General features: G+C 46.6%; 22 protein-coding genes and 1 other annotated feature (1 of these 23 running past the window's edge). Of the genes, 8 read left to right on the plus strand and 14 right to left on the minus strand.

Annotated features, from left to right (window positions below; genetic code table 11):
• The first annotated feature begins 132 nt into the window (after positions 1-132).
• The 5 genes from COP04_RS00210 to rpiA all read left to right on the plus strand — a co-directional run bounded on the left by COP04_RS00210 (position 133) and on the right by rpiA (position 3,397).
• Positions 133-369 (plus strand): hypothetical protein, encoded by a 237-nt coding sequence (locus COP04_RS00210; protein ID WP_100486065.1) that lies wholly within the window; start codon positions 133-135, stop codon positions 367-369.
• Positions 370-457: 88 nt separating this feature from the next.
• Positions 458-778: a PTS sugar transporter subunit IIB gene (locus COP04_RS00215; RefSeq protein ID WP_239984713.1), complete on the plus strand. Its 321-nt coding sequence runs from the start codon at positions 458-460 to the stop codon at positions 776-778.
• A gap of 25 nt (positions 779-803) precedes the next feature.
• Entirely contained in the window at positions 804-2,126 is a 1,323-nt protein-coding gene (locus COP04_RS00220) for a PTS sugar transporter subunit IIC (protein ID WP_100486068.1), read from the plus strand.
• Positions 2,127-2,159: 33 nt separating this feature from the next.
• Positions 2,160-2,501, plus strand: coding sequence for a PTS lactose/cellobiose transporter subunit IIA (locus COP04_RS00225; protein WP_100486070.1), 342 nt, complete (start codon positions 2,160-2,162; stop codon positions 2,499-2,501).
• Between the two features lie 158 nt (positions 2,502-2,659).
• The gene (gene rpiA / locus COP04_RS00230; protein ID WP_338062818.1) at positions 2,660-3,397 is read left to right on the plus strand and encodes a ribose-5-phosphate isomerase RpiA; all 738 of its coding nucleotides are present in this window, start codon (positions 2,660-2,662) and stop codon (positions 3,395-3,397) included.
• Between the two features lie 374 nt (positions 3,398-3,771).
• Here rpiA and COP04_RS00235 read toward each other — a convergent pair whose 3' ends face one another.
• Positions 3,772-4,782 carry an LCP family protein gene (locus COP04_RS00235; protein ID WP_100486072.1) on the minus strand — a complete coding sequence of 337 codons (1,011 nt, stop codon included), beginning with the start codon at positions 4,780-4,782 and terminating at the stop codon, positions 3,772-3,774.
• A gap of 511 nt (positions 4,783-5,293) precedes the next feature.
• Here COP04_RS00235 and COP04_RS00240 point away from each other — a divergent pair.
• From COP04_RS00240 to COP04_RS00250, 3 genes are read left to right on the plus strand one after another with little or no spacing between them, the layout of a single operon-like run.
• Positions 5,294-5,710 carry an Rrf2 family transcriptional regulator gene (locus COP04_RS00240; RefSeq protein ID WP_100486074.1) on the plus strand — a complete coding sequence of 139 codons (417 nt, stop codon included), beginning with the start codon at positions 5,294-5,296 and terminating at the stop codon, positions 5,708-5,710.
• A 57-nt stretch (positions 5,711-5,767) separates the two neighbouring features.
• On the plus strand, positions 5,768-6,400 hold the full coding sequence (locus tag COP04_RS00245; protein ID WP_100486076.1) for an NAD(P)-dependent oxidoreductase: 633 nt from the start codon (positions 5,768-5,770) through the stop codon (positions 6,398-6,400).
• A gap of 54 nt (positions 6,401-6,454) precedes the next feature.
• On the plus strand, positions 6,455-6,985 hold the full coding sequence (locus COP04_RS00250) for a YceI family protein (protein ID WP_100486078.1): 531 nt from the start codon (positions 6,455-6,457) through the stop codon (positions 6,983-6,985).
• 635 nt (positions 6,986-7,620) lie between these two features.
• On the opposite strand, the gene COP04_RS00255 is transcribed toward COP04_RS00250, so the two are convergent.
• From COP04_RS00255 to argC, 13 genes are all read right to left on the minus strand, one after another.
• Complete coding sequence (locus COP04_RS00255) at positions 7,621-8,196, minus strand: hypothetical protein (RefSeq protein ID WP_100486080.1); 576 nt, start codon at positions 8,194-8,196, stop codon at positions 7,621-7,623.
• Positions 8,197-8,286: 90 nt separating this feature from the next.
• Positions 8,287-8,412 carry a hypothetical protein gene (locus tag COP04_RS20415; protein ID WP_275656824.1) on the minus strand — a complete coding sequence of 42 codons (126 nt, stop codon included), beginning with the start codon at positions 8,410-8,412 and terminating at the stop codon, positions 8,287-8,289.
• A gap of 469 nt (positions 8,413-8,881) precedes the next feature.
• On the minus strand, positions 8,882-9,277 hold the full coding sequence (locus COP04_RS00260; RefSeq protein WP_100486082.1) for a hypothetical protein: 396 nt from the start codon (positions 9,275-9,277) through the stop codon (positions 8,882-8,884).
• 28 nt (positions 9,278-9,305) lie between these two features.
• Positions 9,306-10,535 (minus strand): multidrug effflux MFS transporter, encoded by a 1,230-nt coding sequence (locus COP04_RS00265; protein ID WP_100486084.1) that lies wholly within the window; start codon positions 10,533-10,535, stop codon positions 9,306-9,308.
• Between the two features lie 579 nt (positions 10,536-11,114).
• Positions 11,115-12,494, minus strand: a complete 1,380-nt coding sequence (argH, locus tag COP04_RS00270) for an argininosuccinate lyase (protein ID WP_100486086.1) — start codon at positions 12,492-12,494, stop codon at positions 11,115-11,117.
• Positions 12,451-13,710 (minus strand): argininosuccinate synthase, encoded by a 1,260-nt coding sequence (locus tag COP04_RS00275; RefSeq protein ID WP_100486088.1) that lies wholly within the window; start codon positions 13,708-13,710, stop codon positions 12,451-12,453. Before COP04_RS00275 ends, argH begins: the two co-directional genes overlap by 44 nt.
• A gap of 33 nt (positions 13,711-13,743) precedes the next feature.
• Positions 13,744-14,706: an ornithine carbamoyltransferase gene (argF, locus tag COP04_RS00280; RefSeq protein WP_100486090.1), complete on the minus strand. Its 963-nt coding sequence runs from the start codon at positions 14,704-14,706 to the stop codon at positions 13,744-13,746.
• Between the two features lie 5 nt (positions 14,707-14,711).
• Positions 14,712-17,948, minus strand: coding sequence for a carbamoyl-phosphate synthase (glutamine-hydrolyzing) large subunit (gene carB / locus COP04_RS00285; protein WP_100486092.1), 3,237 nt, complete (start codon positions 17,946-17,948; stop codon positions 14,712-14,714).
• Positions 17,932-19,020, minus strand: coding sequence for a carbamoyl phosphate synthase small subunit (locus COP04_RS00290; protein ID WP_100489463.1), 1,089 nt, complete (start codon positions 19,018-19,020; stop codon positions 17,932-17,934). Before COP04_RS00290 ends, carB begins: the two co-directional genes overlap by 17 nt.
• A gap of 17 nt (positions 19,021-19,037) precedes the next feature.
• A complete protein-coding gene (locus tag COP04_RS00295) occupies positions 19,038-20,234 on the minus strand; it encodes an aspartate aminotransferase family protein (protein WP_100486094.1) in 1,197 nt (398 codons plus the stop codon).
• Positions 20,227-21,030 (minus strand): acetylglutamate kinase, encoded by an 804-nt coding sequence (argB, locus tag COP04_RS00300; protein WP_100486095.1) that lies wholly within the window; start codon positions 21,028-21,030, stop codon positions 20,227-20,229. Before argB ends, COP04_RS00295 begins: the two co-directional genes overlap by 8 nt.
• 28 nt (positions 21,031-21,058) lie before the next feature.
• The gene (gene argJ / locus COP04_RS00305; protein WP_100486097.1) at positions 21,059-22,285 is read right to left on the minus strand and encodes a bifunctional ornithine acetyltransferase/N-acetylglutamate synthase; all 1,227 of its coding nucleotides are present in this window, start codon (positions 22,283-22,285) and stop codon (positions 21,059-21,061) included.
• 14 nt (positions 22,286-22,299) lie between these two features.
• Positions 22,300-23,337: an N-acetyl-gamma-glutamyl-phosphate reductase gene (argC, locus tag COP04_RS00310; protein ID WP_100489464.1), complete on the minus strand. Its 1,038-nt coding sequence runs from the start codon at positions 23,335-23,337 to the stop codon at positions 22,300-22,302.
• Positions 23,338-23,488: 151 nt separating this feature from the next.
• Positions 23,489-23,632: a binding site (T-box leader), on the minus strand (it continues 82 nt past the right edge of the window).

Below are 23,632 nucleotides of genomic sequence, written 5' to 3' on the forward strand. Positions count from 1 at the left end.
TTTTTCTCTTTTTTTATGGCTTAAGGACGGCGCTCCCCAGCAAGCGTGTCCACAGTGCCGTCTCTTCATCCACATTGGCATGAAATTTGCTTGTTATAAAGTGTACGGCAAACAGACAAGGAGGTGAGGAACATGAGCAGTTTTGCTAAATTTTATGTCAGTGTTTTTTCTATCATTTGGGTTGGTTATGGTCTTTTCAGTGTACTGATGAAACAGTCGCACAGTTTGGCATTGCTCTTGTTCGGTATCAGCTTTGCAGTTGTTTTTTTCCTGACCACCTGGTTCAGTCAGTGGATCTTCCGCAATTACAAGCGCATTGATGCAATGGCAAAGACAATTTTTGCAAAGAAAGCTGTTAATCGTAAGTAGCTATTATTTTTCATGACGTGTTTACTTTTTTGTCTGTTCGGCCTCGATTTAAAATAACAAAACACACATTTTTAGGAGGGGATTAATGATGAGCGAACCGATCAAATTGATCATCCTTTGCAGCTGGGGTGCGACTTCAAGCCAGCTGGCCGTTCAGGTTGAGAAAGCTGCAAAGAAAAGGAATATTGAATTGACTGCCGATGCCGGGGGTACGGGGGAATTCAAGAAGAAAGCCTCAGAATATGATGTTGCACTTCTGGAACCGCAAGTCCGCCACCTCAGGAAAGAAGTGACCAAAATCGGAGACGCAAACGATGTTCCGGTTGAGCTTGTCGATCAACGTGCTTTTGGTCTGATGGACGGTGACCGAGTTCTTGACCAAGTGCTGGAAATATTAAAAAACAAATGATTCATTAATTGGGGGGAAATAAAATATGAACGATGTAATTGACTGGATAGAGGATAAATTCATGGGTCCTCTTGGTAAAATGGCTCAGAATATCTACCTGCAATCCATCCGTGATGCTTTTGTCATCTTTGCACTGCCCGTTATTCTTACCGGAGCACTGTTCCTGATTGTAGCCAATCCGCCGACTTCGGTAAACTGGCCGATCATTCAGGCCTGGGCGCATGCCGTCGCACCAATCACGCCGCAGATCATGTTTCCTTTTAACCTGACATTCGGCATTATGGCCATCACTGTTGCCTTTGGTGTTGGCTACAGCTTAGGTGAACGCCGCGAACTTGACTCGGTAATGTCCGGCATGCTTTCAATGCTGGCATTCTTCATGACTGCGTTCCCTGTAACGGATATCACGAAAGTTCCTTTTGGCGATGTTCTTAACTATCTAGGTGGCCAGGGGCTGTTCGTTGCAATCATCTTAGGCATTCTGACGACTGAATTTATGCGTTTTCTGATCAGTAAGGGCTTTGCGTTTGAAATGCCTGCAGGGGTTCCTCCTTATGTCATGCGTGTCTTTCGCGCCCTTGTTCCATTCATGATTACACTGCCGCTTGTATGGGCGCTGGAATGGATCTGCTGGGCCAACCTTCACATTACGATTCCGCAGGCAGTACTTGAACTTTTTAAGCCCTTGGTTTCGGCATCCAACTCATATCCCGCCGCTCTCGGCATGATTCTTCTGATGCTGCTGCTCTGGTTCATGGGGATCCATGGTATGAACGTTGTTTCATCTGTCGTCTACCCGTTCTGGATGAGCAACCTGGCGGCAAACGCTAAAGCAGTTGCCGCCGGCCAGGCTGCTCATGGTATCGTTGTGGAACCATTCTTCCATATGTTCGCTCATATCGGCGGTTCCGGCGCAACTTTCGGCCTTGCGATCTTTATGCTCTTCTCTGCTTCGAAGCAAATCAAGCAGATTGGGCGCACTGCTATCATTCCGACGCTCTTTAACATCAACGAGCCCATTCTTTTCGGTCTCCCGATTGTCTTGAACCCGATTATGTTCATTCCGTTCATTCTCGGACCTACAATCATTGTCACGCTCAACTATATCTTGTTTGCCACGGGCGCACTTCCTCCTGTAATCATTCAGCCGCCATTCACTGTTCCGATCTTCCTCGGCGGGTTTATCGCAACGGGCGGACACTTCTTCGCCGGCCTGATTCAGGTTGTTGACGCTGCCATCGCTGCACTAATCTACTGGCCTTTCTTCAAGAAATATGAAGCGCAGCTGGTTCAGCAGGAAAAAGAAGGCGCCGAAGACTCGGTTGAAAAAGCAGCCGAAGCAAAATAACAGCGCTATATCGTTTAGATTGGAGGGTGAAAAATGACAGATCGATCTGAAGCAGCGGTTTTCCAACTGATCCTTCATGGCGGAAACGCCCGGGGTGAAGCTTATGAAGCTCTGGATGCCGCAGAAGATTTCAATTTTGATGAAGCGCAGAAGCATATTGATGCTGCTGAACAGGAATTCCTTCAAGGGCATAAATGGCAGACCGAAACCATTCGCAGTGCCAGCGAGGGCCATACGCCAAGTTTTCTGATGGTTCACGCACAGGATCATGTGATGACAGCTCAGGCTGAACTGAATCTGATCAAGCGCATCATCACAAATTACAAACTGATAGAGAGACTCGAAAAGCGGGTTGAAGTCTTGGAGAATAAATGATCTGCAAGATTCCGTTCGAAAAGGTGACGAAGAAATTTGTTGCTTATCATTCGGTACCTCTTTGAACGCCCTCTATAAGATTGCTACTAAAAGCCGTTCGTTTTCCGGGAACGGCTTTTTAGTGTGCTCCTTGACTGTCGCAGGAGCTAAGAAATACAATGTTTTTAGACAGACAAAATACAAATCGGGTGATATTTATGGACGGTAAAGAAGCCGCCGGACGAAAAGCAATTGATGAAATCAGAGAGGGCATGACGGTAGGCTTGGGAACAGGCTCGACTGTTTATTATTTTCTTCAAGTTCTGGCTGAAAAAGTCGCTGAAGGCTTGTCGATCACAGGAGTTGCTACTTCACAAAAAACAGTGAAGTTGGCAACGGAATGGCAGATTCCCATGAAACCACTGAACAGTGTTGATCAGATTGATATAACAATAGACGGGGCAGATGAATGCGACCCTTCCTTGAACGGGATCAAAGGCGGTGGCGGGGCGCTTCTCTACGAAAAACTAGTTGCCAAAGCCTCGAAAAAACGAGTTTGGATTGTGGACAGCCGCAAAGAAGTGGAGCAGCTAGGCAGCTTCCCTCTGCCTATTGAAGTAATCCCATTTGGCTGGAAACAGGTACGGCAAGCTATGGAAAACAAGGGATACCGCCCTGAACTGCGCCTCAATGAGCAAGGCGAGCCCTTTGTTACAGATGCTCACCACTATATTCTCGATCTTCATTTGAGAGCGATTCAGGATCCTGCCTCCTTGGCCGCTGAATTAGATCATGTGACAGGGATAGTGGAACACGGTCTGTTTGTCGGCATGACCGATGAAATTCTGATTGGTTATCCCGATGGGCATGTCGGAACTTTGAGCCGAAAAGACATTTTAAGGAGAAGCGGGAAATAAATTTTACCTTTCTTTATAAACCATTTTGTATTGTTTCAAAAAATGAAGCAACATACCATATGGATTTTGCCCTTCTCCCAGCTGTCATTAAAAAATAAATGGCAATAGTACTGAGAGAGATGTCGGAACTGCGGGCAAACAGAGGAAAAGCGTTCTAAGATCAATGACCTGTTTTCTTTTTCATTTAAAAAGGGCCCCTGCCGTTATGAGCAGAGGCCCTTTTTAATAGCTGATTTATAGGATTTTTTCGTAAAAATTCGCTTCAATGTATGCCATTAAATAGCCAAGTTTGTTACTCATGAATGGGACAATTTGAACAGCACAAACCGGCTTGCTATTTCTGTCTGCGCAGACTTAAGCAATAATCAGATTGTTCAGTTCATGAAGTACTTCTTTGCAAGGCTTTGTAATTGACTCGGATCCAAAACAACCTCATCGTTGTCCGACTTTAGCATATCATCATACAGCACTTCATTCGTTCCCTTAATTTGAAGGTAATGAATTTGCTGCTGCAGATGGAGATGACTCATGACACTTAATCCGGCACTAATCATATCTTCTTGGGTCATATTAGTGGCAATCAGATATTTTGAAACGGAGCCCAATAAGCTCGGCAGCTTTGTCACATTAGCAGGCTGACCGACCTTTTTAGCGATACCAATCAGTGCAGCTTCCTGTAATTGCTGACGTCCATAATCGGTTCCGGGAACCGAATCACGTTCGTGGACGATTTCATTGACCATTTGACCGTTCAAAGCATGTGTACCTGCTGTAAATGTCTTATTCTTATCTTGCGGATACCACGGGTGGGTCAGGGTGACATCAAACGGAAGCGTCATATCGATGCCTCCAATCGAGTCTACCATATCCTGAAAGCCCCAGTTATTTGTCTCAGCAAAGTAGTTAATCGGTACACCCGTAAGCTGTGAAATCGCTGCCACGGCGTCAGTGGACCCCTGTTTGATGCCATGGTTCAGTTGATCCATGTAGTTAACACTGGTCAATTTTGTATAGCCAACCCCCGGCATATAAACCCGGGTATCGCGGGGAATGCTTAGTATGTTGTAGGTATGGTTGTTCAAGTTCGCATGCACGAGAAGCAGTGAATCACTGTGACCAGCAGGATCTCCCGGCCGTGCATCTGAACCCATCAGCAGCAAATTGAATGTTCCAGTCCGTTCTTTAATTTTGCTGGTCGTTTTCCCAATAGACGGTAAGTTATTAAAGTGATGTTGCGGCCTGAGATTATAATATTCATAAGCGCTGCAGCTGGCCGCTGCTATAAGAAGGACAGCAAGAATCACTAGTATATAGCGTAAAAATCTGTGCCGTTTTCTTACTCCTTTTTGACTGCGCGATTCCTCAGGTGAATTTTTCCGTGCCATTATATTCCTCCTAAATTTGTATAACATCAAAAGATTATTATTTCATGTTATAGATAAATTCGAATGGTGACTGCTTTACTTTGACATTGCAAAGAAATTTTATGTTGGATTACATCATTTTTTTTTGATTAAGGAATCATTTTGTCGTAATTAAAGAATTATTATCCGTTTATTAGTTTGATTGTAATAAAAATAAAGCTCCATAGAAGTCATAGATTTTATCTTAAAAGCGGCAAATAAAAATAAGTACAGCAACATTTCAGGCAGATAAATAAAAACCTTCTGTCCTATTTATCGTATACAGAAAGGTTTCACATTCGTTCGAAAGCCAGGCACTTTTAAAAATCAGAAAAAAATATTTTTTCTTTTTACGGCATGAGGCTCATCTTGATTAAACAGAAACTGCCAGCATACCCGCTACACTGACCCAGCTTTCTTTAAAAATAAAAATGTGACAAAGTATTGACAAATAATCATCCTGTAATTAAAATGGTTACAGGTGGTGAGGAAAATGATCAACAGTCGAGTCGCAGTAGCCATTCACATCCTAGTGCTGATCGCTTCCAAGCCGCACGATGATCTGCCTTCTGATTATATTGCATCAAGTGTTAACACCAATCCGGTCGTGATACGCAGGATACTCGGGATGCTCAGGAAAGCCGGGCTGATTCATACAACGATCGGCAAGGCGGGAGCATCACTGTCAAGATCTCCGGCCGAAATCTCTCTGCTCGATGTCTATAGAGCGGTAGAGCCGGATGACGAATTATTTGCGGTTCATGAAAATCCCAACCCGCACTGTCCCGTTGGCAAACGTATTAATTCGGTGCTTGATGAGGCATTTCACGGCGCGCAGTCAGCGCTCGAAATGAAACTTGCCGGTCAGAACATTCAGGATATAATGGATCATCTTTTTAGTGAAGGATGATTTCGTTATCGCCAAGATGTAACTTACTTAGTTACAAATATTTGTGGAGGTGAGAAATTGAAAATCGCAATTATTGGGGCCGCAGGAAAAGCGGGTTCCCGCATACTGAAAGAAGCCAGCGATCGTGGTCATCAGGTCACCGCGATTGTCCGCCATCCGGAAAAGGTCGACAAGAACATCCCCTATCTTCAGAAGGACATTCTTGAATTAACCCGAAGTGATCTTGAACCTTTTGATGTCGTCGTCAATGCCTTCTCCGCGCCGGCCGGCAGAGGAAATATCCATATAGAAGCCGGCAGGGTTCTGATCAGGGCGCTTTCCGGCACGGATACACGCCTGATTGTGGTCGGCGGTGCCGGCAGTCTTTATGTCGATGAAGCAGAAACAGTCAGGTTAATTGATACGCCGGAATTTCCGAAACAGTTTTTTGAGGCAGCTTCCAAGCAGACCAAAAATCTGGAAGAACTTCAGCAATCCGAAAATTTGAACTGGACATTTCTGAGCCCTTCAGCGATGTTCGCTCTTGGAAAACGCACAGGCCACTATAAAACAGGTCACAATCGCCTGCTCGTTAATTCTGACGGAAAAAGTTACGTCAGCTATGAAGATTATGCTGCAGCTCTGGTTGATGAAATGGAACACCCTGAACATTTGAATGAGCGCTTTACCGTCGTCTCCGAGTCTGAATGATCCAGCCGGGGACGCTTTAAAAATAAAAAAGACAATTAAAGGGAGTGGATTTACATGGCAAATTGGACGATTGACACAGCGCACACGGAAACGGCATTCTCGGTAAAACATATGGGCCTTTCAAATGTCAGAGGAAATTTCCAGACAACAAAGGGAACAGTAACGACAGATGACAGTGGCAAAATCACAGCAATTGATGCCATTATAGAAATTGGAAGCATTACAACACGAAACGCAGACCGCGACAATCATCTGAAAAGTGCAGACTTCTTTGATGCGGAAGAATTCCCGGAAATTCACTTCGTGTCAACATCGATCACGAACAAAGATGCCGAAGAATACACGATCAAAGGCGATCTGACAATCAAGGGCGTCACTAAATCTATCTCTTTTGATGCCGAAATCGGTGAACCGATCAACGATCCATACGGTCTGAAGCGAAGCGGAGCCAGCCTCTCGTTCTCTATCGACCGCCGTGACTATGGACTGACCTGGAGCCAGGCACTGGCAAACGGCAACCTTGTTGTCGGTAACAAAATTAAAATTAACGTCGATGCCGAAATCACCCAGAATCCCGCAGCGTAACGATCTGCGAAACAGTAAATCCAGGTATGCAATATGGAGTGCCTGAAAAGCTGGTGCTTTTTCAAATAAAATATAAACACCTGTATCAAAAAAGGCGACTCAAAAATTCAGAAAATGAATTTGGGCCGCTTTTTTTATACAGATTGATTTTATCTTCAATTAGTTGAATCCGCAGTACGGACTGATTCTTTGTGACTACCATGCAGGCTTGTTCTTCCTCACTAGTTCCCTTTGTCATTGTTCTCTCTCTCTCGTACCATTACTCACCTTTAAGTCTTGAAACCCTTGCGGTTCTATGGCTCCCGGATTTTCTAAAATATTTAAATATCTTTTAAAAGATTATAAGACGCGCGGCCTTCTTACCTGAAGAAAAACTTTCAAAAGAACAAAAAACGTTGCCAGATTCGGAAAAGCCATTCACTTGATATTGATGGACCCATTTCAGGACGGTATCGTGTCCGGATATATGGATATTTATGGTGTAGCGAAGTGCTGCCTGCCCCGGCTAGGTATTCACTAATAATTTTTATCTTAAAATATCATTAGAATACTTTGTCATATGAAAACCCCCCTGAAGTTGGTTTATTGTCCAACTTCAGGGGGTCACTTCACCTATTGTTCTCTTTATTTAATTTTTACAGTGTAAGGTTTTGTAATTGTTTGGTGATGTTTTGCCCTACGTTATAGTCTGATTGGCTAATATCTCCGTTCTTTAAAAGAACATCTAAGCTATTAGACATGTAAGAACCAAATTCTTTATACGTGTCTAGAGAATTTAAATCTGAATTAGTATTTCCAATGAAATTCTGGAAATTGAATAGTAGTTGACCACCGATATTGGCTCCCTGGTTTTCCTCTGCATCTAAAATATTACTGATCGCGTTACGAATTTTTCCAGGCGCAGATACGGGAGGGAAGGTGACTAATCCTTGTTTGACGTCATCAAACGATTGTATGGAGAAGTTTACGCCAGACCTTTTGAGATTCTGATATAGTTTCAAGTCTGCTGAACGTTCGTCAGGGTCCGTTTCTTTATTTATTTCAACGATATTCGGATCAATAGTACTTGTATCAGAGTCACTTGCTCCATCAAGCGCAGATTGAAACGACGAAGAATCGGTTTTATTGTTATTGGTCATAGATGTTCCTGATGTCTTTAATGAACTGTTAACATAAGAGTTGGTTCCTAATTCAGTATTCAAATAAACCATTATCAAAACCTCCCAATTGGATATAATCATCCATAATATCGTCTAATTTAAAAATATTTTCAAATTCCACCATCCTTGCCTTGCTTTCAATTACAAAATCATGTAATTTTTCAAACCGATATGCCACTCGGCCATGACATCGAACGTCCCATTTGCCACTTCGTCATCACCAGTAATATTGATCAGGTCACCATTTTTTGAATCGTCCAGTGCCATTTTTTCGGATCCTGTGGGCCTGTCAGCTCCTTATCCTCCCTCGCTCCGCTCAGTCCGGTACCGTTGAAACGCCCTCGTAACAAATAAATATATTATATAATCATTTCAAGAGATGATTATATATTCACAATATAGAATAATATGGGTTTTTTTCTCTCTGGTTGCCACTCTCAATTTTTTTGGCAGTAATTGCAGCAACTGTTTGGGTTATAGTTCGATTATTCAAAAGAAAGTTAAAAAAAACGAAGTGGTAATTTCACTTCGTTTTTACCTAATATCTGATTTTAATTTTTCAATAATAGTTAAAAAAAGCGTTAGTTGCGTAGCTATTATCACCCACATAAAGTGCTAAAGTTTCGGTGGTCTAGTAAATTCCACTATGCATCTAAGATTAAGGTCGAGTGAAGCTTGCGCTTTTCCAGAAGCACTTTCGGTACTTTTAATTATACCAAAGTGAGTAAATAGGGCATTAATTTTTCTTCTTCAGTTTTTGGGATGCGGCCTCACATCGATTTACCCACTGTTCGACAAACTGATCATGCGGCAGAATCCGATCCTTCAAATCACTGATGAACATGATCATCTCTTCTCTGCACCACTTGAGACAAGTTTGATAGACTTCTATGTCCAGATCGTCTTCGTCCCAGTACACGGGAATCATTGAAATTTTGCTACAATCATACAAATAGGCCCGTGTGTGTCCGTCGGTCAGAAATACTTCCCCACCAATCTTTTTGACTGGTAATGGCATATTATTTCTTATATTCAAAGGATCAAACTGTCCTTGAAGCCGGTCTATTTTTGATTGATCCAGATATAGTTGACTGGGGCGGATCTGGTACAGGTCCAGAAAAAATTTTTGCACAATGGGTCCTTCCTTTTTTACCTGATTTTCAGGCTTTTCTCCCGATAAATATAAGATAAACCAAAAGTGCCCCGATGTCGCAGAAAAGTATTAAAAGCGCCATTGGAAAATAGGTCCCGCTACCGCCGAGGCCGACAAGCGGAGATAATAGTGCACCAACTAAGTTCATCCCTAATCCAAGTATTGCCGATGCACTTCCGGCCGCTCTCCCCTGCGTCTGCATCGCAAGCGAAAAGGCTGTGGTGTTGACAAGTCCAACCATAGAGACGACGAAGAACAGCGGAAGCATGACGGCAATCAGCCGTGGCGGATTGAGCAGCAATCCTGAGAAAAGCGCAATACTGCCCGCCGCCGCGATCAGCGTGCCGGTGCGCAGCACTTTCTTCGCACCTGCCCTGCCTGAAAGAATTCCTGCCAGCTGCGACATAGCGACAATCCCTAGGCCGTTTGTCGCAAAAAACAGGCTGAATCCAATCGGCGAAACGCCGAACATGTCCTGCAGCACAAAAGACGATGCGGAAATATAACAGAACATCGCGCCCATAACCAGCCCAAGAACTGCCGCATAACCCATAAACCTCCGATCACGGCATATGTTGCCCATGGCGGAAAGCGTCCCGCTCAGTCCACCGGTAATCCTCCTTTCCATGGGCAAAGTCTCAGGCAGTCCGAAAAAAGCGCCAAGAAACAGGATTATACCGATCACACCAAGAACGACAAAAACACCATGCCAGGATGTAAATTTAAGAATCAGTCCGCCCATTATCGGTGCGAGTATCGGAAAAATTCCGTTGATCGCCATCAGCATCGAGAAGAATTTCGTAAGTTCCGTCCCTGAGTACAGATCACGTGCCACAGCTCTGGAAATCACCAGTCCCGCAGCGCCGGCCAGTCCCTGCAAAAAGCGGAGAATGACCAGCAGAATGATTGAAGAGACCATCGAGCAGAGAAATGAAGTACCGGTAAACACAATCAGGCCGGCGAGCAGCGGTCCTTTCCGCCCGTGATTGTCACTGTAAGGCCCGATAATAATCTGACCGATGGCGAGCCCGATCAGGCAAGCTGTAATGCTTAGCTGACCAAAAGACGTAGTCGTATGTAAGTTAAGCGTCAGGGAGGGCAGTGATGGCAGATACATATCCATCGACAAGGGTCCGAATGCCCCCAGTGCGCCCAAGATAATGACAAGCCAGGTTTGTCTTCGACGACCCGGCTCTGTGACTACTTCATTTCTAGAATCAGATAAACTCGCTTTCACGTGCAACAGCCCTTCTCTCTATTATTGAGTTTTTAAAACGATCACCTATACAAAAGTGTCTAACATTCATGTTATCACAGAATAAAAAGGAAGAAATCATTGAATTGTTTGAAAAGATTAATGAAGATGAGAAAGAATCCGCATATAATTATCTGCAGTGTCTGGACAAGTTTAAATACTGAACATGCAAAAGTTACAGCTGACTGACAAATAAAAGTTTAATAAAAATGTGGGGTCCATCCGTTTGTTCGTAAATCGTATGGACCGTTAATTTTTAATGAAATTAAAAAGACACGGCTGCTCATGTTCCAACTTGAGTGTAGTGTTTTTGGTTCGGTTCTTTCTTGTTTTGGTCCAGTTTTCTGATTTCGATTCGAATCCACCGCATTTCGGTTCCGTTTTCTGACTTTGGTTCGAGTCTGCTGTATTTCGAGCGTGTGAAGCATTCTATAGCTCAGTTATCCACAAGTCGATATTTTTATAATTTTCAAGAGACAAAAAAACACCGAATACTCAATTCCGGTATTCGGCAACCTGTATAAAAATATAGGGGGTCAACATTTTTAATAGAATTGTCTTTCAGTTACGGCCGATTTTTTCTTCAGCCAGCATGATCTGTTTCTCAATCTGATGAGGCGCAGTGCCGCCTTCGCTTTCACGGGCGCGCATCACATTTTCCGGCTTCAGATCTTCAAAAATATCCTCTTCAAATAAGAGGCTGAACTGTTTGTATTCGCTCAGCTCCAGATCAAGCAGATACTTTTTATGTTCAATGGCATAAAGCACCATTTTTCCTGTAATCGCGTGGGCTTCCCGGAAGGGCATCCCTTTTCTTGCCAGATAATCGGCGATATCGGTTGCATTGGAGTAGTCCTTCTCAACCGCGTGACGCATCCGGTCTTTATTAACCGTCATTGTCTCCAGAATCGGAGCCAGCAGCTGCAAGGCGCCCGTTATCGTTTTGACTGTATCGAAAATGCCTTCCTTGTCTTCCTGCATATCCTTATTGTAAGCAAGCGGCAGTCCCTTCAAAACTGTAAGCAGGCCGACCAGATGGCCGAATACGCGTCCTGTTTTTCCGCGCAGCAGTTCGGAAACATCTGGATTCTTTTTCTGTGGCATGATACTGGATCCCGTGCAGAAAGCGTCATCCAATTCAATGAACTTGAATTCCTGACTGCTCCAGAGCACCATTTCTTCCGACAGCCGCGAAAGATGCACCATAATCAGCGAGCAGGCAGATAACGCTTCAACCACAAAATCCCGGTCACTGACTGCGTCCATGCTGTTCGGATAAATGTCGTCAAAATCAAGCAGTTCGGCCACGCGCCGGCGGTTGATCGGAAAAGTCGTTCCCGCCAGTGCCCCGGCGCCAAGAGGCAGTATATTGATCCGTTTCACGCTGTCTTTCAGTCGGCCTTTATCCCGTTCGAACATCCAGAAGTAAGCCAGCATGTGATGGGCGAATGAAATCGGCTGCGCGCGCTGCAGATGAGTGTAGCCCGGCAAAATGGTATTTACATTGGCTTTCGCTTTCTCCAGTAAAGCGGATTGGACATTTTCCAACAGCTCAATAAGCAGTTCTGTTTTACCGCGCATATAGAGGTGCATGTCGGTCGCAACCTGATCATTGCGGCTGCGGCCGGTATGGAGTTTGCCGCCGACCGGACCGATTTCATCAATCAGCATGCGCTCGATATTCATGTGGATGTCTTCCTGATCGACAGAAAACTCCGCTTGGCCTTTTTCAACTTTGTCGAGGATTTTTTGCAGGCCATCCTGGATGGTTTGCGATTCTTCCGGCGTAACAATGCCGCATTCACCCAGCATCGTCACATGGGCGAGACTGCCCTCAATATCTTCTTTCGCCAGTTCCCGGTCATAGGAAATCGACGCGGTATATTCGTCAACCAGCTTATTTGTTGACTTCGTAAACCGGCCGCCCCATAGCTTCGCCATGTTCTGCCTCCGTTTCAGCGTCATCTTTGTGCACTTCCGCGTTGACCTTTGTCGGCAGTCCCCACAGTTTGATGAACCCTACAGCAGCATTGTGGTCGAACGCGTCACCCTTGGTGTAGGTCGCCAGTTTTTCATTATAAAGGCTCTTATCCGAAGCGCGGCCGACGACGATGTGGTTCCCCTTGAACAGTTTGACCTTTACTTTTCCGGAAACTACTTCCTGTGTTTGGTTAACAAACGCTGAAAGTGCTTCTCTGATTGGTGAGTACCAAAGGCCGTCATAGATAACCTGCGACAATTCTTTATCAATCAGCGGCTTGAACTTAGATACTTCCTTAGTCAGTGTGATCGTTTCAAGCGCCTGATGCGCATTGATCAGAATCAGGGCTGCCGGGTTTTCATAAACTTCACGCGATTTAATGCCGACCAGACGGTTTTCTACATGGTCGATCCGTCCGACGCCGTGCAGTCCGCCGATTTCATTTAATTTTTTAATCATCTCTACAAACGGCAGTTTTTCACCGTTCAGAGAAATCGGAACGCCTTTTTCAAAAACAATTTCGATGTATTCCGGTGCATCCGGTGTTTTTTCAATCGGATTGGTCCACTCAAAAGCCGCTTCAGGTGCTTCGTTCCATGGGTTTTCCAGAACCCCGGCTTCGCAGGCACGGCCCCAAATGTTGGCATCGATGGAGAAAGGATTGTCGAGATCGACCGGGATCGGAATCCCGTTCTTTGCAGCGTATTTGATTTCCTCATCACGCGTCATGCCCCATTCCCGTACCGGAGCGACGACTTTCAGAGAAGGATCAAGCGCTTGAATCGATACTTCAAAACGGACCTGGTCGTTGCCTTTGCCCGTGCACCCGTGGGCAACAGCCACAGCGCCCTCTTTATGTGCTACGTCAACTAAAAGTTTTGCGATCAGTGGACGGGACAGACCCGATGAGATCGGGTACACGCCCTCATACAGGACGTTGGCTTTAAGAGCCGGAGCAAGGTAGCCTTCAGCGAGCAGATCTTCAGCGTCAACGACGTATGATTTGATGGCGCCGACATCCAGTGCCTTTTGCTTGACCATCGACAGATCTTTGCCCTCACCAACATTAATGCTCAACGCGATTACATCGTAGCCGTACTTCTCCTGAAGCCATTTAATACAAACAGAAGTATCAAGACCACCGGAATAAGCCAACACAATTTTTTCTTTTGCCATAATTGAAATCCTCCTTTTTTTAGTGCTTATATTTTAATTGCTTTCCATCAGACATTTTAGAATAGCTTTGTGTGCATGAAGTCGGTTTTCTGCTTCATCAAACACCACAGAATGGGGCCCGTCAATAACGCTTGGAGCGACCTCCTCTCCGCGATGCGCAGGCAGGCAGTGCATGAAAAGGTAGTCCGGTTTTGCCAGAGAGGCCAGAGCACCGTCAACCTGATAGCCCTGAAAATCATGCAGCCGTTTCTCCTTTTCCGCTTCGTCACCCATGCTCAGCCATGTATCTGTAATCACAATGTCACACCCTTCCGCCGCTTCCTGCGGAGAGTTTGTGAATCCTACATGACATCCGTTTTTCTCGGCCCTTGTTTCTGCTTCATGCAGGATAGCCGGATCAGGCTCATATCCCTCCGGACTGGCGACGGTCAAATTCATGCCGACTGCCGCTGCACCCTCAAGAAGTGAATGTGCCATATTGTTGTAGCCATCGCCGATAAAGCAGGCCTTCAAGCCGTCCAGGTGTCCCTCGTGTTCGTAAATCGTCAGCAGGTCGGCGATAACCTGTGTCGGATGATGCATGTCCGTCAGTCCATTAATGACCGGGACATCGGCGTATTCAGCCAGTTCTTCCACTTTCTCGTGGGCAAATGTGCGGATCATGATACCATCAACGAATCTTGACAGAACTCTCGCCGTATCGGCAATTGTTTCTCCACGCCCAAGCTGCATGTCGCGGCTGCTTAGAAAAAGTGCCGACCCACCCAGCTGATACATACCGACCTCGAACGCCACTCTTGTCCGGGTTGATGATTTTTCAAAAATCATTGCCAGTGTTTTCCCGCCCAAATAGGGATGGGGAATATGTTTCTTGGTTAATGCTTTCATATCAAGCGCTTGTTTGAGTAATAAATGTAATTCATCCGTCGTAAAATCGGCGATAGTCAAAAAATCTTTGCCCTTTAAGGCAAACGCAGTCTCTCTGTCCGTTGCCACACCAGTCACATCCCTTTATTCGTCATGTAGTGATAATCCCGATATTCTCCAAGCGTGTGAACCGACAGTTCAAAGTTCCCGCCAGCCGCGGTCAGGGCCGCAAAAACAGTATCAATGCACGTGTAAACCGGTACCTGGTAGCGGAGCGCGAGAGCTCTCATTTCAAACCCGAACGACTTTCGGTTACGCCCCGCAGTCGGTACATTAATCACTGCAGCCACATGTCCTGAGGCAAACAGTGCTTTCATAGCTTCAGGATTTTCAGCAATTTCACCGCAGCTGACATCCGCTTGCTGATAGAAGTCGGCCGTGCTGTCCGTCGCCATGATCCCGAATCCCCTTGCAGCCAGCTGCCTGACCGCACTCAGGCTTTCATTTCTCGCCCTGCCGGCAACCGAACATAAAATCATTTCTCCCTGCGCCGAACGTTCAAATGGATTTCCGGACCCGAGAAAATAGGCCTTCATAAAAGCTTCAGCCACTGTCTTTCCCATTCCCAGCTGTTCACCGGTTGATTTCATCTCAGGTCCGAGTACCGGATCGACACCGGGGAGTTTGGAAAAAGAAAAGACAGGCGCTTTGACTGCATAAAATTGCGGCCGCGGGCAGTAACCCTTGATTAAATCGAGATCAGCCAGCTCACAACCCAGCTGTATACTAATCGCTTTTTCCACCATCGGAATGCCGGTAACTTTGCTTATAATCGGTACCGTACGGGAGGCACGCGGATTAACTTCCAGAACATAAACCGTTCCGCCTGCAATGACGAACTGGATATTGACCAATCCCTTAACGTTGAGCCGCTTGCAGATCTTTAGCGTATCATCCGCAATTTCCTGTTTCGCCGCATCCGGAAGCGTGTGGGATGGAAAGACCGCAATGCTGTCTCCGGAATGGACCCCGGCACGTTCAATATGTTCGAATACGCCTGGGATACACACCTGATCACCATCGCTGATCGCGTCAACTTCACATTCTGTCCCGGGCACATAGCGGTCGACAAGAAGCGGGAATGACTGCGCACTCAGATGATGCTCACCCCGGATGTAATTGTCAAGCTCTTCCGGTTTGTGAAACAGAAACATTGATTGTCCACCGATAACATAAGAAGGCCGGACAAGAATCGGATAACCCAGCTGCCTGCCCGCATTAGCGAGATCTTCCAGTCGGTCGGCACTCAGTCCGCGGATATGCGGGATGGCCAGATCGGAAAGCAGTTCATAAAATTGTTCCCGGTCCTCCAGCCGATCGATGCTACCTGTTGACGTTCCCAGAATGTTTATACCGGCTGCCTCCAGCGCTTTGGCAACATTTACAGCCGTCTGGCCTCCGAACTGAACCAGTGCGCCCTGAACCTGCTCTTTCTCAGCGACATTCAGAATATCCTCCACCGCAAGAGGTTCGAAATAAAGCCGATCGGCAATCGAATAGTCCGTGCTCACCGTCTCCGGATTATTATTTATCACCACAGCTTCAAATCCGTTTTTCCTGACTGCAAGCGTTGCCTGGACGGAACAGTAATCAAATTCAATACCCTGGCCGATGCGGATAGGCCCTGATCCAATGATCAGAATCTTGGGTTTTCCACTGACCGCCGCCTCATCTTCACCTTGCCAGGTTGAATAATAGTAAGGGGTCTGTGCTTCAAACTCTCCGGCACATGTATCTACAAGATGATAGGAAGGTTTTAAACCGATTCCCAGCCTGCGTCTCCGGACAACCGCTTCAGTAACGCCCGTGAGTTCAGACAGCCGCCGGTCGCCGATATTCATCCATTTTGCCTGAATCAGCAGATCATCAGGTATCTCGTCCAGAGGTTGTGCTTTTATTTTTTCCTCAAGATCAATCATCCCTTTTATCCCGTTCAGAAACCACAAATCTATCTCTGTGATCTCATGAATTTCGTCTGCCGTCATTCCTCTTCTCATCAATTCAGCAATGGCAAACAGTCTCAGATCCGTAGCTTTCAGGAGCTGTTTTTTAAGGCCCTCATCCGACAGACGATGATTGGTTTCATTGTCCAATCCGGTAAAGCCCATTTCCATTGATCGAATCCCTTTGTTCAATGCACCTTCAAAAGTCCGGTCAATAGCCATGACTTCACCGGTCGCCTTCATCTGGGTGCCGAGGCTGTGGTCAGCCTCCGTAAACTTGTCAAACGGAAAGCGGGGAATTTTAACGACTATATAATCAATTGCCGGTTCAAAAGAAGCATAAGTCGTGCCAGTGATCGGATTGAGAATCTCATCCAGATGAAAACCGACGGCGCACTTTGCGGCAACACGGGCAATCGGATAACCGGTCGCTTTTGAAGCCAGCGCTGACGAACGGCTGACACGCGGATTCACCTCAATGATCGCATACTCATCGGACTCCGGGTTCAGAGCGAATTGAATGTTGCATCCACCAACGATCTTCAGTGCTCGGATGATTTTCAGTGACGCATTGCGAAGCATCTGATACTGGACATCGGACAGCGTCTGTGATGGTGCAACAACGATGCTGTCGCCCGTATGCACACCGACGGGATCGACATTCTCCATATTGCAGACGATAATGCAGGTGTCGTTAGCATCACGCATGACTTCATACTCAATTTCTTTCCATCCCTTAATGCTCTTCTCAATCAGCACTTCATGAATCGGACTGAGGTTGAGGCCTCTCTGCAGGACAACATCCAGATCCTCTTTGTTGTAAGCAAATCCACCGCCTGAACCGCCAAGTGTATACGCCGGCCGGACGATCACAGGATAGCCAATCTTTTCAGTGAATGCAGCCCCATCGTCAAAACTGCGGATAATTTTTGATTTGGGAACAGGTTCCTCGATATCAATCATTAATTGTTTAAAAAGTTCGCGGTCTTCTCCATGCCGAATGGATTCAACCGATGTGCCGAGCAATTCCACCCGGTATTTGGCCAGAATACCTTTTTCATAGAGTTCGACTGCAAGGTTCAGTCCGGTCTGGCCTCCGAGCGTTCCGATCAGTCCGTCCGGGTGCTCTCTGGCAATAATCTTTTCAATAGCCTGCAGCGTCAGAGGTTCAACATAAGTCCGGTCGGCAATCTGGTCATCCGTCATAATCGTCGCCGGGTTATTATTGATCAGCACCACCTCAATGCCCTCTTCTTTGAGTGCCAGGCAAGCCTGTGTGCCGGCATAATCGAATTCAGCAGCCTGGCCGATCACGATCGGACCCGAACCGATGACAAGCACTTTTTTTATATCAGTACGTAACGGCATGAATGACTTCACCCTTGCTCTGTTTTATCGTCGCAATGAACCGTTGGAAAACAGGATGCGTATCATCCGGTCCCGGATGGGCTTCCGGATGAAACTGAACCGTTTCAATCGGAAGCGAGCAGTGCTTCAGCCCCTCAACTGACCCATCATTCACATTCAGATAGGTGACAGCAAAGATCTGTTCATTAATGCTGCTCTTTTCCACGACATAGCTATGGTTCTGAGAAGTGATCCATACCTTGCCTGTTTCTACTTCTCTGACCGGATGGTTGGCACCGCGGTGACCAAATAGCAGCTTGCCTGTTTTCGCTCCGTAAGCAAGAGCGATCAGCTGATGGCCGAGACAGATACCCAATGTCGGATAATGAGACGTTATTTTTTTCAAATCGCCGAACTGGCTGCTCAGCTGTTGCGGATCGCCGGGGCCGTTGCTCAGCATCACGCCATCCGGACGCAGGGAATCAACGGTCTGCGAAGATGTATTATAAGGAACAACGGTCACTTTGCATCCTTCCGCTAACAGGGCATTCAGCATTGATTTTTTATAGCCGTAATCGATTAGCACGATGTGCGGGCCGACACCTTCATATGTTTTTATACTTGAGGTCGATACCCTGCTGACCGTATTCAATGGCAGCGGGAGGCTCCAGTCAACCGTCCCTGCATCGGGGGTGCCACTAATCGCTGCTTTCATCGTTCCGCTTTTACGGACAGCTTTCACAACGGCCCGTGTGTCGACACCGGCAAGTCCCGGGATACCTGATTCTTTCAGCCACTGATCCACCGTTTGAACCGACTTATAGTGGCTTGGTGTCTGGCAGAGGTTGCTGAAAATGGCGCCCTGCATCTGAATTTTCTCATGTTCACTGTCGGCGGTATTGATTCCATAGTTGCCAATCAGCGGGTAACAGAATGTCATGAGCTGTCCGGCGTAAGAGGGGTCGGTCATGATTTCCTGGTAGCCGGTCATGCTTGTATTAAAGACAACTTCGCCCATCACCGGCTCTTGCCTGCCCACATAAACTCCAGGAAAAAGTTCACCCGATTCCAGAATCAGATAGCCTTTTTTCATCATCATCGCCCCCCTTTTTAATGTTGGTTCAAAACCCCATTCATTGCTTTAATAAATTGGTCAATTTCAGATTCGTTTACGATAAGCGGCGGTAAAATGCGCAATACATTTTTGCCTGCTGTCAGGATAAGTACGCTATACTGCTCCCTCAGCTGATTCACAACTTCAATCGCCGGAAAAGCCGTCTCAACACCGATTAAAAGCCCCTTTCCGCGGACATCTTTGATCAAATCAGGATATTTTGCCTTCAGTTCAATCAGCTTACTGTTCAGATATTCGGCATTTTTCACACACTGATCCAGCACATGCTGTTTTTTAAAAGCTTCGAGCGTTGCTACTCCTGCCGTTGTCGCAAATGGATTACCACCAAAGGTCGATCCATGAGTGCCCGGTGTCAAAACCTGTGAAACCTGTTTTTTCGCCATAAATGCTCCGATCGGTATCCCGGACCCAAGCGCTTTGGCTGCAGTTACTACGTCTGGTTCAATGCCGTATTGCTGATAGGCAAACAGCGTGCCGGTGCGTCCGATGCCTGTCTGTACCTCATCCACCATCAGCAGCATCCCTTTTTCATGGCACACTTCTGCCAGTGCTGTGACCCAGTTCTGATCTGCCGGGATGACACCGCCTTCCCCCTGCACCATTTCAAGCATGACAGCGATGCAGTCATCATCTTCCTGTAAAGCCTGAATCGCTTCGTCACTGTTATAAGGAAGGTAGCGGAATCCCGGCATCAGCGGCCCAAACCCATCCTGAAGTTTTTCCTGAGCGGTAGCCGTCAGTGTAGCCATCGTCCGTCCGTGGAACGAATGATTAAAGGTTACAATATGTCCGTTCTCTTTGCCCTTGATCAGATGTGCATAGCGCCGGGCCAGCTTGATCGCTCCTTCATTCGCTTCCGCACCGCTGTTACAGAAGAAGACCTGATCACAGCATGTCAATTCTGTCAGCATCCCGGCCAACTTTTCCTGAGAAGCAATATGGAAAAGGTTTGAACAGTGCCAGAGTGTATCCAGCTGTTTCTTCAGCACCTCTTCGACAGCATCCGGGACATGGCCCAGAGCGCATACAGCAATTCCCGAGGTGAAATCCAAATATTTTTTACCGGTATCATCCCAAACGTAACAGCCTTTTCCTTTTACAATCGTCACTGGAAAGCGGCCGTATGCAGACATGATCGGAGCAATTTTTTCTGCAGATTCTGTATTAAGCATGGAGAGCCTCCTGTTCAAGAAATATTCGGGTACCGACCTGAGCACCCTTTGTATAATCAATCAGGCATTCCGGGTTCATTCCGTTAACAATGACGACTTCTGGGACACGCCGCCTGAGGCTGTCCACCGCCGCCAATACTTTAGGTATCATGCCGCCGCTGATTTTTTTATTTTCAATCAAGCTGGCAATCTCCTGGTCGGAAACTTGGGCCAGCGTCTGCATTTTACCATCTTGCTCGACTAGAATTCCCGGAACATCACTGATAAAGCATAGTCTTCCATTCAGCGCAGAAGCGATGGCAGCGGCCGCCTGATCCGCGTTGATATTGTAATGCTGTCCCTTCCGATCCATTGAGATCGGCGAAATGACAGGAATATAACCTTTATTACAGAGACTGGTGACAATTTTCGGATCAACGGATGCGATAGCGCCTACGAAGCCCAGATCCGGATCGGCAGAGGGCGCCGCCATAAACAGATGGCCGTCAACACCGCTCAGGCCAACCGCTTTCCCGCCTGCTCCGCAGATACTTGCGACCAGTTGCTTGTTCATTGTGCCGCTCAATACCGTCTCCACGACTTCCAGCACTTCCTTCGTCGTTACCCGAAGCCCGTTGTGGAAAGAGGTCTGTATTTGAAGTTTTTCAAGCATCTGCGATATGGCAGGCCCGCCGCCGTGTACAATAATCGGTTTCCAAGTGCCCTCAGCCTGGATTGTCTGAATACTTTTGTAAAATGCAGCAGTCAGTTTATCAAAAACAGATCCACCGCATTTTATAACCAGATAATGATTCATTTTTCCCCTCCTGCAAATTCAAAAAGTTTCATGAGCGATAAGAGGCATTAATCTTTACGTAATTATAAGTAAGGTCACAGCCCCAGGCCACTGCCTCGCCATTTCCTTCGCCGAGATCCGCGTGGATGACGATCGTGCCCTGATCCAAATAGGCTTTAGCTTCTTCCTCATCGAATGCAACCGGTACTCCGTCTGCGAAAAGTGTTATATCACCGAGTCCCATGGTCACTTTGTCGGGGTCAAATTTTTCGCCGCTGTACCCCATCGCACAGACGACGCGGCCCCAGTTGGCGTCACTGCCAAATATTGCCGTCTTGACAAGGCTGGAACCGATAATGGATTTGCTGATCATTTCTGCCGAATGTTCATCTTTCGCGCCGGTCACCTGAACTTCAATCAGTTTGGTTGCCCCTTCTCCATCGCCGGCAATAAACTTGGCCAGTCCCTGGCAAACTTCCTTCAGACCGGCAAGAAAAGTCGGCCAGCCCGGATGGTTTGCAGTGAGTGTTTTATTTTTCGCCATTCCGTTAGCCATTACCAGTACCATATCGTTGGTGCTGGTATCGCCATCTACAGTAATCCGGTTGAATGTGCGATCTGTTACCGTTTTAAGTGCGGCATGCAAATCTCCCGGTTCAATAGCGGCATCCGTTGTCACAAATGCAAGCATTGTCGCCATGTTTGGCCGGATCATGCCCGATCCCTTACATGCGCCGCCGATGGTTACCATTTCCCCATCAATTTCAAATTGAACAGCCAAGTGTTTTGTATGTGTGTCCGTTGTCAGAATAGCTTCTTCAAAAGGTGACTCAGCTTTCTGCAAAGAAATTTTATTGATTCCCTTTTCCATTTTGTCCATCGGCAGTTGAAGTCCAATCACACCTGTAGAAGCAACTCCAACATAATGTTCCGGAAGGCCAAGATGATCAGCCATCCATTTTCTTGTTGTGAAGGCATTTGCCATGCCCTTCTCTCCGGTGCATGAGTTTGCGCTTACCGTATTTACGAGTATCGCCTGAAGGCTGTTCTCCCCAGCCAGACTCGCCTTCGTTACCTTAAGCGGGGCCGCCTGAAAAACGTTCGTGGTGTAGACACCGGCCGCTGATGCCGGCTGCTGAGAATAAATCCAGCCCATATCCGGCTTGCTTTTTCTCATGCCGATGTTCTGGCCGCCGGTAATGAATCCCTTGGGTGACCCGACACTGCCATTTTGTACCTCAGTGATGGTTGTTTGCTGTTCCATGATTTTGTCCATTGTTTTTCTCCTTCTTACGGATAGATCGGGGTAAACTTGAGCCCGGTCTGTTCGTCCCATCCCTTAATGATGTTCAGATTTTGAATGGCCTGGCCGGCTGCACCTTTGACTACATTGTCAATGACTGAAACGATGGTCAAGCGCCTGGTCCGACCGTCAACAGCCAACCCGATATCACAGAAATTAGATCCGACAACTTCTTTAGTCGCCGGCCACGTCCCAATTGGCCTAATCCGAACAAAAGGCGACTTTTCATAATAGTTTTCATAGATTTCAAGAAACTCCCGGGTTGAATAGCCTTTTTTCAATGTCGCATAGACCGTACACATCAAACCCCGGGTCATCGGCATCAGATGCGTTGTGAAGGTAACCGGATAATCCTTGCCGCTCAATTCCGCAATCTCCTGCTCAATTTCAGGCAAATGCTTATGTGTGCCAAGTTTATAGGCTTTCACACTCTCATTAACTTCACTGTACAGATTCCCAAGTACCACCTGTTTTCCCGATCCTGATACACCTGATTTTCCGTCAATGATGATCGATCCCGGATCAATCGCTCCGTCTTCAAGAGCCGGCGCAAGGCCGAGCAGTGTAGCTGTCGGATAACACCCGGGATTGGCAATGAATTGTGCCCCTTCAATCCGCCTTCGGTTAACCTCCGTCAATCCGTAAACTGCATCACGCAAAAGCGAACCATCCGCCGGCGTGTGATGATACCAAATCTTATATGCCTCCGGATCTTTCAGGCGAAAATCGCCAGACAGATCGATGCAAATCAATCCGCGTTTCAGACACTCCGGCAACAGATCCTTGCTGACGCCTGCGGGTGTGGCAAAAAAAACCACATCTGTTCGCTCAGCCAGTTTATCTGCATCAAACTCTTCCAAGGGCCTATCCAGCAGGCCCGACAAATGAGGGTATACATCGGAAATTGCTGAGCCCTTTGTCATATGGGAAACGAGCATCTCTAATTCGACAAACGGGTGATTCATTAATAAACGAATCAACTCGATTCCGCTATAACCATTTGCCCCTACAATACCTGCTTTCACTTGAATTGCCTCCAGTTTAAGAACATTCGCTTTTTTCACTTTTCATTTACTTCGCTACAGCTTCAGAGAACTGAATCAATAGAGTAAATAAAATCCCTTAATTTTCCGCTATTCTTAAAATAAATTAAAAACGCCCGTCTCTTTTACTGATAAAAGAGACGAGCGTTGATCACATAGCCCGCGGTACCACTCCGGTTATTCCCTTGAATCGGGAATCTACTTAGGTTCTCTGTAACGGGAGCTCCCGGACGGCCCTACATCATATTTCAGACCGTCACCTCGGAAGTGCGCTTCA

This window comes from Sporolactobacillus pectinivorans (genome assembly GCF_002802965.1).
GTDB lineage: Bacteria > Bacillota > Bacilli > Bacillales > Sporolactobacillaceae > Sporolactobacillus > Sporolactobacillus pectinivorans.